Source organism: Dyadobacter sp. CY312 (assembly GCF_021390535.1).
Taxonomy (GTDB): Bacteria; Bacteroidota; Bacteroidia; order Cytophagales; family Spirosomataceae; genus Dyadobacter.
The window spans coordinates 87,927-103,683 of sequence record NZ_JAJUXG010000017.1 but is presented as its reverse complement, the minus strand read 5'-3'; the positions used below and the strand labels follow the sequence as shown (position 1 = coordinate 103,683).

At 44.3% G+C, this 15,757-nt stretch carries 8 protein-coding genes; 4 read left to right on the top strand and 4 right to left on the bottom strand.

Translation table 11 applies throughout. The features are described 5' to 3' along the window. The first annotated feature begins 390 nt into the window (after nucleotides 1-390). Nucleotides 391-1,017 carry a response regulator transcription factor gene (locus tag LZG71_RS22755; RefSeq protein ID WP_233824297.1) on the top strand — a complete coding sequence of 209 codons (627 nt, stop codon included), beginning with the start codon at nucleotides 391-393 and terminating at the stop codon, nucleotides 1,015-1,017. 20 nt (nucleotides 1,018-1,037) lie between these two features. On the opposite strand, the gene LZG71_RS22750 is transcribed toward LZG71_RS22755, so the two are convergent. Further along, on the bottom strand, nucleotides 1,038-1,553 hold the full coding sequence (locus LZG71_RS22750; protein WP_233824296.1) for an ankyrin repeat domain-containing protein: 516 nt from the start codon (nucleotides 1,551-1,553) through the stop codon (nucleotides 1,038-1,040). Between the two features lie 326 nt (nucleotides 1,554-1,879). On the opposite strand from LZG71_RS22750, the gene LZG71_RS22745 reads away from it, so the two are divergent. After that, nucleotides 1,880-3,412: a SulP family inorganic anion transporter gene (locus tag LZG71_RS22745; protein ID WP_233824294.1), complete on the top strand. Its 1,533-nt coding sequence runs from the start codon at nucleotides 1,880-1,882 to the stop codon at nucleotides 3,410-3,412. Between the two features lie 55 nt (nucleotides 3,413-3,467). Here the strand turns inward: LZG71_RS22745 and LZG71_RS22740 are convergent, their stop codons facing one another. Together LZG71_RS22740 and LZG71_RS22735 are read right to left on the bottom strand one after the other, a co-directional pair. Then, a complete protein-coding gene (locus LZG71_RS22740; RefSeq protein WP_233824292.1) occupies nucleotides 3,468-3,836 on the bottom strand; it encodes a hypothetical protein in 369 nt (122 codons plus the stop codon). A 103-nt stretch (nucleotides 3,837-3,939) separates the two neighbouring features. Further along, nucleotides 3,940-8,148 carry a hybrid sensor histidine kinase/response regulator transcription factor gene (locus LZG71_RS22735; RefSeq protein WP_233824291.1) on the bottom strand — a complete coding sequence of 1,403 codons (4,209 nt, stop codon included), beginning with the start codon at nucleotides 8,146-8,148 and terminating at the stop codon, nucleotides 3,940-3,942. 613 nt (nucleotides 8,149-8,761) lie between these two features. Between LZG71_RS22735 and LZG71_RS22730 the strand changes: the two genes are divergently transcribed. Next, nucleotides 8,762-11,992 carry a TonB-dependent receptor gene (locus LZG71_RS22730; RefSeq protein ID WP_233824289.1) on the top strand — a complete coding sequence of 1,077 codons (3,231 nt, stop codon included), beginning with the start codon at nucleotides 8,762-8,764 and terminating at the stop codon, nucleotides 11,990-11,992. Between the two features lie 10 nt (nucleotides 11,993-12,002). Then, nucleotides 12,003-13,997 carry a RagB/SusD family nutrient uptake outer membrane protein gene (locus tag LZG71_RS22725; RefSeq protein ID WP_233824288.1) on the top strand — a complete coding sequence of 665 codons (1,995 nt, stop codon included), beginning with the start codon at nucleotides 12,003-12,005 and terminating at the stop codon, nucleotides 13,995-13,997. A gap of 137 nt (nucleotides 13,998-14,134) precedes the next feature. Here LZG71_RS22725 and LZG71_RS22720 read toward each other — a convergent pair whose 3' ends face one another. Continuing rightward, the gene (locus tag LZG71_RS22720) at nucleotides 14,135-15,700 is read right to left on the bottom strand and encodes a serine hydrolase (RefSeq protein WP_233824286.1); all 1,566 of its coding nucleotides are present in this window, start codon (nucleotides 15,698-15,700) and stop codon (nucleotides 14,135-14,137) included. Between the last annotated feature and the right edge of the window lie 57 nt (nucleotides 15,701-15,757).

The window sequence follows — 15,757 nt, the reverse complement described above, 5'->3', positions numbered from 1 at the left end:
CACATAAAGATGCTACATTTGACAGTATACGTTCGTCTATCTCCACCATGGACAACATCAAGGCCGGAGCGTATTGTGTAAATTACCAGGTCTTCCCTCAATATGAATCAGTAGAATATGAAACGTAATATTAAAAATTTCCGAAATCCAGTTTCCAGTCGATTTGCCGGGTCCGTTTGGGCCTTCAACAATTTATCTCTTCCCCCCGACAAGTTTTAAATCTCAGAAAACACCGGGACCCATACGCAAAGAACTAATCTTAAAAGGATTTTTCTTTATTCATCAGCATATTCAGAAACTCACAACGCACGCTGCCGACACAGTGAATGCTGGCTTGTTGCCTTTTTTGTTCTAACCCACAGCCAATTCAACATTGAACCTCCAGTTACTATGCTACGTATAGCCATACTTGACAATCAGTTTATTTTTAGAAAAGGGCTGGTATATCTGCTCCAAAAGAACTTCCCCGGACTTCAGACACAGGAAACAAAAACGCACATCAACATTGAAAGAGATTTGCTGCCCTTTCAGCCCGATCTGATCATTATGCACCTCAATAATATTCATGAGCGGGAAGGATTTAACCAGGCATCCAAAATGAGGTCCTCATTTCCTTCGGCACCTCTCATTATTTACGAGGATAATGTGAATTACAACAAGGCACTGAAAGCGTTGCGTGCCAAAGTGAGCGGTTATCTCGATAAGTCCTGCGAAGAGGAGGAAATCATAAAATGCATTAATATGGTGTTTTCCGGCAAAAACTACCTTTGCTCAATCATACAGCAACACATTATTGAGCAGGTGATTCAAAGGAAAATTTCCCTTAAAACACCCGGAATCTTATCCCTGCGGGAATCAGAGATAGCACGGCTGGTAAGCGAAGGTGAGAAAACTTCCGGTATCGCATTAATGCTCGGTCTTAAATCCTCAACGGTAAGCACTGTTAAAGCTACAATTTTCGCCAAGTTAGGTGTAAAAAATGTAGTTGAACTGCGTACCAGAATGCTGGAATTCTGAGTACAAACAATATTCTGAAATTACATTTTTTCCAAAATCCGGATGCCTTCTTCGTTGCCTTGCTGTGCAGCCAGATCGCTGGCGGAAAGCCCTCTGGTGTCTGTTAGAGTGTGATCAGCTCCTTTTTCAAGTAACAATCGGAGCAGATCATTACGACCAAACATGGCTGCGAACATAAGGGCGGTGCCACGGTTGCCGTGTTGCAGGTTCAGGTCCGCACCTCGCTCAATCAGGAGCTTGCCAATATCCAAATATCCTTTAAAAGCAACGCCCATCAATGCGGTATTACCACCCGTATCCTGCGCATTGACATCAGCACCGGCATCCAGCAGCAACTTTGCCGCATCATAATGATTGTTGTAACATGCAATAATAAGTGGTGTGTAACCTTTCGAATCTCTGGCATCCACATCTATCTTTCGATCCAATAGTTCTGCGATTACCGCTGTGTCTCCCAGCCTCGCAGCGTGTATCAGTACTTCGTTCATGTCCACCCCTGAGAGGATCGTTGACTCTGGCTGTTGTGCTGTCATCATGTGTTTGGTAGTTCTGTTTTGAGTAAAAGTGATTTCTCGGAACATAAAAAATATTGTGCCTGCAACAAGCCTGCAACCCTCCGCTGAAACCGATTTCAGAACTTCAACTTACGACTTAGTAAAAAATAACATTAAACAGCTGTAAATCAATAGATTGATAATTTACAAATTTAAACTTTACGTAGAAAAATTACCCCTCGTACCTAAATTCAAGGCATATGAAAAACTTAACATCCCACTTTTAAACAGACTCATAAAGAAAGGTAATTTCTACTGCAAGCAGAAAAACGACTATTTTCGCTGAATAATTGAGCTTTCACCCGCATATGCAGTCATACTTAAATCTTTTCGATTTCAGGCAAAAGATAAATTACAAAAACGAAATACTTGCTGGACTTACCGTGGCAATGACAATGATTCCCGAATCGTTGTCATTTGCCATTCTTGCAGGTTTGCCTCCGCTTGTTGGCCTTTACGCTGCGTTTATTATGGGGCTGGTCACCTCCGTTTTCGGCGGCAGACCGGGACTTATCTCCGGCGGAGCAGGCGCGACAGTTGTGGTACTTATCGCTCTGATGAACTCCCACGGAATGGAATATGTGTTTGCCGCAGTAGCGCTGGCAGGTCTTTTTCAGATTGCGGTAGGATTGTTCAAGCTGGGCAAATTTATCCGGCTCGTGCCCCAGCCTGTTATGTATGGTTTTGTCAACGGACTTGCTGTCATCATTTTTATGGCACAACTGGATCAGTTCAAGTCCCGCGAGCCCGGTTCCGACGCGTGGCTTGAAGGCGCCCCGCTGATGATCATGGCTGGTTTGGTTGGTCTGACGATCGCGATCACGACCATTCTTCCCCGTTTTACGAAGGCAGTTCCTCCCTCTCTGGTTGCCATTATAGTAGTGTTCTTCGTTGTACTTGGTTTCCAGATCGATACACGTCTTGTTAAGGATATCGCATCAGTTGGCGGAGGATTTCCGCCCTTTCATATACCCCGCGTTCCGCTCACTTTTGAGACACTCCGGATTATTTTCCCATACGGGCTCATAATGGCCGGAGTAGGACTGACGGAAGGATTGTTAACGCTGAGCCTGGTAGATGAAATCACGGGAACCAAAGGCAATGGAAACCGGGAAAGCCTGGCGCAGGGTGCTGCCAATATTTTGAATGGTTTTTTCTTTGGCATGGGAGGTTGCCCTATGATCGCACAAACAATGGTGAACCTGGCTGCCGGTGCACGCGCTCGTTTGTCTGGTATAATAGCTTCGCTTACCATTTTGAGCATCATTCTGTTTGCTTCTCCTGTGATTGAACTGGTTCCTATGGCTGCACTTACCGGTGTGATGATCATGGTTGCGATCAGCACTTTCGAATGGGCGAGTTTCAGGATCATAAACAAAATGCCTAAACAGGATATATTCGTAGGCGTAGTTGTAGCGCTGATCACCATATTTTTGCACAACCTTGCCCTTGCTGTATTGATCGGGGTAATTATCTCCGCGCTGGTATTTGCCTGGGAAAGTGCAAAAAGGATCCGTGCACGTAAGTATACCGATGAAAATGGCGTAAAATATTATGAGATATACGGACCGCTATTCTTCGGTTCTGTAAGTGCATTTCAGGAAAAATTCGATGTGGCAACCGACCCGGGAGTTGTTGTTATTGACTTCAAAGACAGCCGTATTGCCGATATGTCGGGGATTGAGGCCCTGAACAAACTGACCGAACGCTACGCAAAAGCGGGTAAAAAACTACAATTGCGTTATTTGAGTGAAGACTGCCGCAGGCTTTTAAGAAACGCATCATCAGTAATTCATGTGAATGTTATGGAAGACCCCGATTACCGTGTAGCGACGGACTAACAATAAAAAATCTGCCTTTGCGGAGGTAGATTTTTTATTGTTAGAAATAGACTCACTATTGATCGTCAGTTTTCTTCTCAACTTTTTTGGCAGCTTTATTAACGCCTTTTTTAGTAGCGTCATAACCGTCCTCGGCCACCTCGCCAACTTTTTTAGCACCCTTTTTCACACCTTTTTTGGTAGCATCATAGCCATCCTCAGCTAATTCTCCTGTTTTCTTAGCACCTTTTTTCACTCCCTTTTTAGTGGCGTCATACCCCTTTTCGGCAGTCTCTCCTACTTTTTCAGCACCATTTTCAACTCCTTCACCTACCTTTTTCGCAGTTTGCTTGGTCTTTTCTTTTACTTTTTCACCTGTTGTTTCCTGTGCGTATACAAACGTAGATGCAGCTACAAGTGCGGCAATCATTATTAACTTTTTCATGTCTTTTAGTCTATTGGTTTATTTAAAAAATACACCTGAAACAATCGTACCAAAGACCTTCCGGAGCAAAAATCATTTCAAATCTCAACGGATCCGCATGTATCTATCTTTCGTCATTGTCTTTCACACCTTCGCGATGGAATCGGGCGTACTGTGACGGGGACATGTTATAAACTTTCTGAAACGACACTCTGAAATTCTTGGGGTCTTCTATACCTACCATCAGGGCAATTTCCGAAATACGGGCATTGCCGTTTGCCAGCAACTGCGCAGCCCGTTTCAGGCGTATATCCTTTATGAATTCTATGACAGACTGCCCCGTCATATTCTTAACACGTTTGTAAAAAACCGACTGGCTCATTCCCATCATGCCAACGAGGGTCTGGACATTAAAATCGGTGTTTGTGAGATTTTCCTCCACCGTACGCATCGCGTTTTCAAGAAATATTTTATCCTCATCCGGAATGGTAATTTCCGTAGGTTCCAGTAGTATCCTCCGCTGATAGTAAGCATGGAGTTTGTTACGGTTTTGCAAAATAGCAGCCACTTTGGCCCGTAATATCTGCGGATTAAATGGCTTCGCAATGTAGTCATCCGCACCCGTTTCCAGGCCTTCGAGCTCTTGTACAGCCGCTGCCCTGGCCGTCAGCAATATCACTGGTATATGAGATGTTTTAGGATTCTGTTTTATTTTTTTACAAAGATCCAACCCATTCATACCCGGCATCATCACGTCACTCAACACAAAATCAGGCATAAGATTCCCGATACGGTTCCAGCCATCAAGGCCATCGGGTGACAAAATTACCTCGAACGTATTTTCAAAGAGACTTTTGAGATATTCCTGAAGATCGGCATTGTCTTCCACGATCAGCATTTTGAGCCGTCGAACGGAAACCGGACTTTCCACAGGAGCGGCAGAAACTTCCTTATCCGGGATCAATAAAACAGGCCTTTTACCCACCACATCTTCTTTAAGATCAATTGCGGACAGGTGTGCTTTGCCGAACGGCATCTTCACTTCAAAAATAGTACCCTCTCCTATTTTACTTTTCACGTCAACCTCTCCCGAATGACTTTGAACCAATTGCTTCACCAAAGCCAAACCTATCCCGGTACCTTTCCACGTCTCTGCGTTTGTGTTGGAAGCCTGATAATAGGGATCGAATATCTTGCCCAATTCTTCCTCCCTGATACCAAACCCGTAATCCTGCACCGCGATGGTGAGATAGTTATCTGCCAGCTTACCCGCGTTCCATACGGCGTCCATTTCCGAATCACCCTTCCAATTTACTGAAACATCAATTTTCCCACCATCAGGTGTATATTTAAAAGCATTGGAAAGCAAGTTAGTCAGTATTACTTCCAGTTTTTCGGGATCGAAATATAACATTACCGCTTCCGGAGGAGCCTCCATATTGTACTCCAGATCACGTTCGTCGGCTTTCACCTTGAAGATCACGAAGATCTCATTCACAAAACTGATCACATTTCTTCTGCTGGCAGAGATGGATGCATTGCCGCTTTCAATCTTCCTGAAACTCAGGAGCTTGTTTACCAGACTGAGCAATTTCTGCGTTTGCCTGTGCATCATGGTCACCTTGTCCCTGATCTCGCCGGATTCACCCATAGATGCCATAAATTCTTCCATCGGTCCCAGGATCAGCGTGAGCGGCGTCCTGAATTCATGTGAAACATTGGTAAAAAAATTGATTTTAACTTCCGCTATTTCCTTTTCCTTCTCAGCATGAAGTTTTTCAATTTCGACCCTGTTTTTTAACTCCAACTTAGCCAGCATCATACGACGGTACCATGTCAAAGCTGCTCCCACAAGCAGTACATACGCCGTGTACGCCCACCACGTTTTATACCATGGCGGAAGTATCACCACTTTCACCTCCGCAGGACTGTCAGACCAAACGCCTTCACCATTGTTGACCTTCACTTTAAACGTATAATTTCCAGCGGGCAGGTTTGCAAAACTTGCAACGCGTTGTCCCTGAGGAAGCTCCACCCAGTCGCTGCTGTAACCTTCCATGTGATAGGCATACTTCTGTTTCTCGGGATTGACGTAGTTGAGTCCGACAAATTCAAACGAAAAATCATTTTCTACTGCTCGGATGGTTACCCCTTCCTCTTCCGAAAAAGCCCTTGTAACCATAGAGCTGCCGATTTCATTGTCATTCGGAGAAGGATTCCGGTTGAGCACCCTTAACCTCGTAATGCGTACCACGGGCGCATAAGGATTGGATGGTATGCGATCGGGATGAAAATAATTCAGCCCGTTTGTTCCTCCAAAATACATGGTTCCGTCGGCTGCCCGATATGCGGACCCAACTTTAAAAGAGTTACTCTGAAGCCCGTCGCTGACATCATAATGCAGGTATTTTTTGGTAACCGGCGAAAATTTAAATAGACCCGCTCCGCCAATCCACAGATTGCCTGCATCATCGGTCAGAATACTTTCAATGTCATTTTCGGGTAGCCAGCGCTGATAACGCTCCATGGTATATTTGCCATTGGCATAGACCAGACGGTGCAGCCCGCCACCAATGGTTCCAATCCATATATCACCTTTCTTGTCCAGCAAAAGCGGCCAGGCATAATTGACTTTCAGGCTGTTACTATTGCCTGGCTCATGCTTAAAATGGTTGAGAACAACAATTCGGCCGTCTTTTTCTTGCAACTGCACAACGCCCTTATCCACAGTACTGGCCCAGATCACGTCTTTGGTTTTATCATAGAGCAAAAATGTGATCTGATTGGAAGGGAGGTCTGAATTGGCGATCTGGTAAGTTTTAATGTATCCACCGTTCTTGTCAAACAGCATAAGGCCTTCATTGGAACCAACCCAAACCCTTTCCGATTTATCAGCGACAATACTTTCAATACTGATGTAATTCCAGCTTCTGTTCCCTTTAAGCTCGGAATATCTTTCCGGCGACCGACCGGTGTTTCTGTCCATCCGGAACAATCCGTTGTAACGTGTTCCGATCCAGACCTTCTCACCTGTAACCAAAAAAGCAGATACATCGGTACCCGTCACATTGCCGGAAGCAGCCCTGTTGAGAAAATTTTGAAAGGATTTGCTGATCAGATCATATTGTGAGAAGCCATTTCTTGTGCCAATGTAAAGACGCTTATTCCCCTCGTCAGAATGAATGGCGTTCACGTAGTTGTTGGGCAATGTTCTGCCTCCCGATGACCGTCTCTGTATTTTCCCGAAACGTCTGGGATGCAGATGTACTTTATTCACACCACCTGCCGAAGCTGCCAGCCAGAGATTGTTAAACGAGTCTTCAACGATCTGATGGATACGCCCGGAATTGATGCTGTGTTCGTCGCCGTCAACTGGTAAAAAATTCTGAAGTTTATTTTTTTCAGGTTGTGACAGATAAGTCCCGGGATCTGGCATCATGACGACACCGAAATTGGTTCCCATCCAAAGCCTTCCGGCAGAGTCCATGTAGAAACACTGCAGTCCGTGGAAGCTGTGGTTCAACTCTTTAAACACAGGTACGATCCGACTGAAATTATCTTTGGAAGCATAGTAGACCTTTGTGTCGGAGCCCACCCAAAAATCTCCGTTGCGATCTTCGTACAATGCCCGAACATCCTGCTCAGGAAAAACATTTACCCGGGAAGCCCGATACGATTTACTTTTCTGTCCGAGGTTTTTGATATCGAATCGCCACAAACCACTTCCAAGTGTACCAATCCACATACGCCCATTGCCATCAGCCTGCAAACTCATAATATCCGGATCTGTTACACCAGAAACGCCGAGTCGTATTCTTTCGATTGCGGTTACCTTGCCCTCGCCATTCATACTGATGACAAAAACACAGTAATCCTGCGTTCCAATCCAAATTCTACCCTCGTGATCAGAAACGATGGTCCTGACCGAAGTTCTGTTGATGAGAGCTAAGAGGGGTTTTAAAGAAAGGTCGGTGGCAAGTTCTTCTACATTTTTAAAAGAATCTGCATAAGGGTCGTAGTAAAACAGGCCGGTGTGCTCTGTACCAACCCACATCCTCCCCGACCTGGCAATGTGCATCGCCCTTATCCGGTTGCTCGACAATCCGCGCTGGTGATTGTTGACGAGGTCGTATTTTTTTAACTCATACCCGTCGTATCGGTTGATGCCATTATTAGTCCCAATCCAGACGAAACCATCATTATCCTGAATTACGGCCATAGCGTCACTGTGCGCAAGACCTTCGTCCACCGTGATTTGCTCGAATCTGAATCCGTTTTCATCTTGCCCCCAGCTGAAATTACTGCAAAACAGTACCCAAAAAAGGGTTGTCAAAATACGCCACTTTACCAGCTTCCTCTGTCTCACTTTCTGTTCTACAAAACGGATATCTCCTGTCACTTAAATTGACTACAAACTTGGAATAATACTACAAATATAAATAATACATTGTATTTATTCAAAACGAATTTTACCCCTTTATTAACGAATTACACCCTCTTTTTATCGAAATGGGTGCCTAATTTTGAACTATTCATATTATTATTTGACACATAAGGGAAATGCTTAAAATACAACTCCAAACGACTCATTCCTTACCCTTAAACCTCTATTCACAGCAGTAAACAGTTATAAGAAATTCTAATTCCTGGTCTGCCTTGAAACTCAGTCACAACGCGACATTTCTTTCGAAAGTCCATTTCCACACACACCACAAATCTTAATTATACTACCGGACCGATGTAAACGATTAATCAACCAGGCACCAATTATTCACCAACAAATACGTGTACATATGACAAGATAAACTCTACAGGAAAAACCCTCAGTGCCCTTTCCCCGGGAAATAAGTTTGCTTAAAAGCTCCCGGTAATTTTCTCATGTTCTGTAAAACTCTTGTTGAAACCCATAAATCTCAACAGGATTAAAGTTCTAACCCAATTATTCTATGACTAAAAAATTATTACCCATGTTCTTCAGAAGATCAGGCTTTGTGCTCGGTTTGATGATGACTTTACTATCCTTTACGAGCGGTTTTGCACAAACTGTCAAGGTTGAAGGTGTAGTTAGAGACGCCCAGGGCACCTTGCCGGGCGTTAGTATTATTGCCAAAGGAACTACTACCGGTACCATATCCGATGCAGATGGTGCCTACAAACTTGAAGTGCCATCGGATGCGGTTCTGATGTTTACCTTCATTGGTTACACTGCGAATGAAGTGACACTTGCAGGTCGCCAACCTTCCGCGGGCGGCGTTTATAAAGTAGATGTTACTTTGGCCAACAATGACAATAATCTCGACGAAGTTGTGGTTGTCGGCTTTGGTACACAGAAAAAAGTCAACCTAACCGGTGCGGTTGCAACAGTAGACGCAAAAGCGATTGAAAACCGTCCGGTGCAAAATGCAGCGCAAGCGCTACAAGGTCTTGTGACAGGATTGAACATTGCACAAAATAATGGTTCACTTGAAAGCAGTCCTATAATCAACATACGTGGAACAGGAACAATTGGTAATTCATCTTCTGCGCCTTTGGTTATGGTTGATGGAATGGAAGGTTCTCTCAACGCAATCAACCCGCAGGATATCGAAAGCATCTCGGTGTTGAAGGATGCTGCCGCAGCTGCTGTTTACGGATCACGTGCAGCATTCGGAGTAATTTTGATCACGACGAAAAGAGGGAAGTCTGGCAAGTTGCAGCTGAATTACAACAATAGCTTGCGCTCAACTTCTCCCGTTCTGATGCCAAAAATGATGGATTCATACACCTTTGCCCTTTATTTTAATGATGCGGGTCAAAACGGCGGAAGTGCTCCTCACTTTAATGCAGCACATTTGCAGCGCATCAAAGATTATCAGAATGGAACATTTACCGGCACAACCATTCCGGATCCTAATAATCCAAGCCGATGGGCAGATGGATATGCGCAAGGAAATGCTAATGTTGATTGGTATAAAGCAATGTTTCGGGCCAAGACGCTTTCACAAGAGCATAATTTCAGCCTGAGCGGCGGTAACGATAAAACGCAGGTTTACCTTTCTGGTAACTACATGGGTCAGCAAGGGTTGATGAAATTCAATCAGGATGACTTCACGCGTTATGGATTTACTGCAAAAATAAACTCACAACTTTCAGAAGCAGTTTCTGTAAATTACAGTACTCGTTTTATCCGTGAAGATTACAATCGTCCTTCCAATTTGACGAATGGCTTTTATGAGGGTCTTGGAAGACAAGGATGGCCTACACTACCGTTGTATGACCCAAATGGAAATATGTTCAGCTCGCCCTCACCTGCGTTGGGCATGAGAGACGGAGGCAAAGACCGTAATCAAAAAGATTATCTTTTTCAGCAACTGCAATTGGTATTTGAACCAGTAAAAGGCTGGAAAACATTTGGTGAGATTAATTATCGTACACGTAACGATTTCCGTCATTGGGATGTGCAACAAACTTACAATTATGACGTTGCCGGCAACCCAATTTTGTATAGCAGAAATTCGGAGGTATATGAGTACGCTTACAAAGAGAATTATTTCAATGCGAATTTGTATTCAGAATACAGCAGAACAATTGGTTTAAAACATTTCTTCAAAGTAATGGGGGGATTTCAGACCGAACAAAACAAGTTCAGAGATTTCAATGCTACACGTAACGGAATTATTGTACCAAGTTTGCCAACTTTGAATACCGCTTCGGGTATGGATATTAATGGCCTTCCTGTTGCGCCGGTGGTTGCCGGTCAATATAACCGCTGGGCTACGGCAGGTTTCTTTGGCAGGCTCAACTATGACTATGATGGCAAATACCTGTTTGAAGCGAACCTGCGCTACGATGGGTCCTCACGTTTCCGTTCAGATGTTCGATGGTCCCTTTTCCCTTCTGTATCAGTAGGCTGGAATGTGGCCAGAGAAAAGTTCTGGGAGGATAATTTAGCAATGATAAATACATTTAAGATTCGTGGATCTTATGGACAACTCGGAAACCAGAAACCATCTGATACGAATCCACAGTACTATCCTACTTATCAAACGATAATTCCAGGAGCCTCAAATGGCGCCTGGCTCGTGGATGGAGCACGTCCAAACACTGCGAGCGCACCAGATTTAATAAGTTCAACCCTTACATGGGAAACGATTAAAAGTTATGATGTCGGTTTGGATTTTGGTATGTTCAACAACAAATTAACAGGTTCATTCGACTGGTTCCAGCGTTCAACCACCAACATGATGGGCCCTGCCCCTACTTTGCCAGCAATCGTGGGAACACCTGTTCCTCAGACAAATAACACCGATATGAGAACGCGGGGCTTCGAGTTTGAAGTGGCATGGAATGACAAATTGAAGAATGGATTGGGCTATAACGTGCGTCTGCTTCTTTCAGACTATCAAACAACTATTACCAGATATCCTAACGAAACAGGAGATCTTGCTAAATACAGAGCCGGACAAAAATTAGGAGATATCTGGGGATATCAAACAATCGGCATTGCAAAATCTCAGGAGGAAATGGATGCGCATTTAGCTACACTTGGCAATGGCGGACAAAGTGCGTTTGGTTCACAGTGGGCTGCGGGCGATATTATGTATGCCGATTTGAATGGCGATGGACGTATTTCCGAGGGGGCTAACACATTGACTAACCCAGGTGATAAAAAACTGATCGGTAACAACACGCCTCGGTACACCATTGGAGCCGATATCAATCTGGATTATAAGGGGTTCGATTTCCGCGGATTTTTACAAGGTGTTTTAAAAAGAGACTACTGGCAGGGAAGTTACTTCTTCTGGGGAGCAACCAACAACATGTGGTGGTCTTCCGGATTGGTTGATCACGTAGATTATTTCCGTGCGGATGCTAATCATCCTCTTGGACAAAATCTGGATTCCTATTATCCACGCCCTAATTTTAGTACCGATAAAAATCAAAAGACACAAACACGCTATCTACAGGATGCTTCTTATATCCGTCTGAAAAATATACAGCTGGGTTATACACTTCCTGTATCTATCACAAAAAAACTGGCTATTCAGAAACTGCGCTTTTATGTATCAGGAGAGAATGTCTTTACCAGCTCAAAAATGGCCAAAATGTTTGATCCTGAAACAGTTGATGGCGGATCTGGCGGAAGTGTCTATCCATTATCAAAAGTGTATGCAGCAGGTTTAAGTCTTACTTTTTAATATAAAAAAAATGAGTTTTTTTAAATATAAAATAAAAAACACCCTGCTTATAGGTGCCATGGCCATCTTGGCGGTATCCTGTAACGATTATCTTGATCAGGCTCCGCTTTCCGCGATCGCACCAGAGGATTACCTCACAGACGAATCCCATCTTGCCGCCTTTGCTGTAAGAAGGTATCCGGATATCTTACCATCTCACCCAAACTGGAACTTTGGTACTTTTGGTACTGATGGCAACACCGATAACATGGCTGTACCGGCCTTGGATAATAAATACATACCAGGCTTATGGAGGGTCGCTGCAATTGAAGGAGATTGGGGTTTTAACAACATTTTCCAGGCAAACTATTTTCTTGAAACTGTGCTGCCACGTTATAAAAACGGAAGCATAACAGGAGCTGACAACAATATTAGACACTACATAGGAGAAATGTATTTTCTAAGAGCTCATGAATACTTCACAAAACTGCAGGCTTTGGGTGATTTCCCTATTATTCGTAACACATTCCCCGACAATCAGGAAATGCTTACTGCCGCCAGTGTTCGTCAGCCACGGAATGAGGTAGCACGTTTTATCATCTCAGACCTTGATTCGGCCGCTTTGATGATGCAAAACACTGCTCCAACTGGTGCAAAAAACCGCATTTCTAAAAAAGTAGCTCAATTACTAAAATCACGCGTTGCTTTGTACGAAGGAACTTGGTTGAAATATTTCAAAGGAACAGCGATGGTTCCTAACGGACCAGACTGGCCGGGTAAAGCGAAGGCTTACAATGCTTCTTACCAATTCCCGTCAGGAAGTATCGACGGCGAAATAGAGTACTTCCTTACGCAGGCTATGGCTTCAGCAAAAGAGGTTGCATCTACAACTGCTTTGGTTAACAACACTGGTATAATCCAGGCTCTGACCAATGAAAACCCATACTTCACCATGTTCAGTGCTGAGAATATGAACAGCTACAGTGAAGTTTTGCTTTGGAGACAATACAACAGAACACTGGTTACACACAATGTACCCGTGAACGCAATGGCAGGCAACTACGCGGTGGGACTTACCCGCAGCATGGTGGAAAGTTTCCTGATGAGCAACGGTCTTCCGATTTACGCAGCTGGCAGTGGCTACAAAGGTGACGATTACCTTACAGATGTAAGACAAGGTCGTGACGGTCGGTTGAACTTATTCCTGAAAGAACCTGGTCAGAAAAACGTATTGATCAACCTGGCTCAGGGAACGCACGCAACTGAGATCGAACCCAATCCACAAATTTGGGAATCGAGTTATGAGAAAAAATACTCTACCGGCTACACCATCCGGAAAGGTTTGACATATGACGCGGCTCATGCCGCAAATGGATCAGGTTACACAGGTTCTATCACTTTCAGGGGTGTGGAAGCATATCTGAACTACATCGAAGCATGTTACGAGAAAAACGGAACGCTTGATGGTGATGCAAGAACTTACTGGCAACAGATCCGTACCCGTGCCGGCGTGAATGCAGATTTTGACAAAACCATTGCTGCTACGCAAATGAGTAAAGAAACCGCTGACTGGGGTGCTTACTCGGCCAACCAGTTGATTTCTCCAACATTGTACAACATCCGTCGTGAGCGTCGTAATGAGTTGATGGCAGAAGGGCTTCGTTACATGGATTTGAAAAGATGGAGAGCGATGGATCAGATGATCAATACGCCTTACCATGTAGAAGGATTCAAACTTTGGGGACCAATGAAAGACTGGTATACACCTGCTCAGCTGACTTTCGGTGCGACAAACAACGCTGCCGTAGTTTCTGACCCGGCGTTGAGCCAGTACCTGAGACCACATCAGATCCGTAGCAATGCAGATTCTTACAAAGGATCTCGCTGGACAATGGCTCACTACCTGAACCCGATTGCTGCGCAGCATTTTATTATCACAGCTACTGGTGGTGATGTTACAACTTCACCGATCTACCAAAATCCGGGATGGCCGCTTACGGCTGGTGCCGCTCCGAATGGTTTGTAATTCATAGGAGATTGTTACATAAGAGACGGGTACTTGCTTTGGCGGGTACCCGTTTTTTTTGAGCTGTTGGCTGTTAGCTCTTAGCTTACCCAATCAGCGACAATAGGTTTATTTATGAAGTGTCTTTTGTTATGCGATCAGTGAGGCTGTGGATCCTGCAAATATTGGTGGAAGTTGACTGCCTGACTTCTGCCGTTTTCTGATGTTCTTATGTCCGAAAAAGCCCATAGAACGTAGGATGTAATATCAGAATAGAAATCGGAGCGAATTGGGAAAAGACCGTCTCCATGGCGTAGCGCATTTGTAAAAATAACCACTGTAATATCGTCGGGGCATTTCATCCATAGACTTCTGAAACCTTTGGCTTTCCCGGTGCTTAAACCGGATTGCCACCAACCATCGTGATAACTAAACTTGCCTTGCGGTGTGACGCTGCTGTAACTGCCCATACCGCGGGTAATTATAGAATCTTTTAAGGCAGCCGATAATATGGAAGCATCGGTGGTTGAAAACAAACCTGAATAAACCTTTGCCGCTTCCCGGGCAGACAGATAAACTCCATATCCTCCCGCAGCATTTCTAAAATCTCCCGGATCAAATCCTTTTGTACCTTGTGAATAGGGGAAATCATAACCAAATGTGGGACTGGTGGCCGAGTTGACCAATATCCCCGAAGATGACACGCCAAGTTTGCCCAGAATTTCTTCCTTCAAATATTTCTCATAAGATTGCCTTGTTCCGTGGTCGTCGGCGTAATTATCATCGGAAAACTGGAATCCAAGCATAGCAGGAATAAGCACGCGAAACAGACCATAATTGGCATTCTGATAACACTGCCGTCCACGGTTTTCCAGCCGTATTCCTTTTTCAATCAATAATTGGAGACCGTACCATCCGTTTTCACCCACTGCTCCGTTCTGACAAATATCATTAAAACCAGTGATGCCGCTCTGGTGGAGCAAAAGATCGCGAAACGAAATCTGGTCGATATTTGGCCCGACAGTCCAGTTTTTCGGCAAATAGGGCAATATTTTGTCAGTTGTTTTAATACCCTTTTCAGAAGCGAGTTTCAGAAAAGCAGCCGCTGTCAATGTCTTGGTCATGCTCGCGATCTGCATTTTTGTATCAACCGTAACAAACCGCTCCCCGCCTTCCTCAATATCACGTGCCTGATGTCCGCCAAACCCCTCTCCCACAATTTCGTTATTTCTGGTTACAACAAAGCTGTACCCAAAACCTTTGTTTTTAAGCGAGTCATTGAGATTTCGTACCAGTCTCGCGACGTAGTCGGGAGCGGTTGTAAAAGTTTTTAACTCTCCATAAATCAAGCCGTTATTGGTTTCTACAAATGCCCGAAGCTTGTATTCTGTATTGACTGTCAATCCGAAAATCCGACCGGTAAAGTTTAATGTGGCTGGTAAAGCGCCCGAAATCACATTTTTTGAATCCGATGTAGTTGGCGCACCTGCACTTTCTGAGCTTTTGACCCAGACATGCCCGTAACGAAGCACAGTACCCGGTATGGGATCCGAAACCGATGTGGTTGCCAGCGCGCCATTATCCAAAATATCATGAACCGCTGTGGAATCCCTGAGCGTTGCAGGGGATGGTTCGTCATCCTTTCTACATCCAATCTGTACGGTGGAAATAAACCATATCAGACCGATTACGGATAAGTACTTCGTAGCTATTTTTTCAATCATGACCTTGCTCCATTTGCCTGAAACGCATTATCTAACATGGTTAGAATTTTTACTACT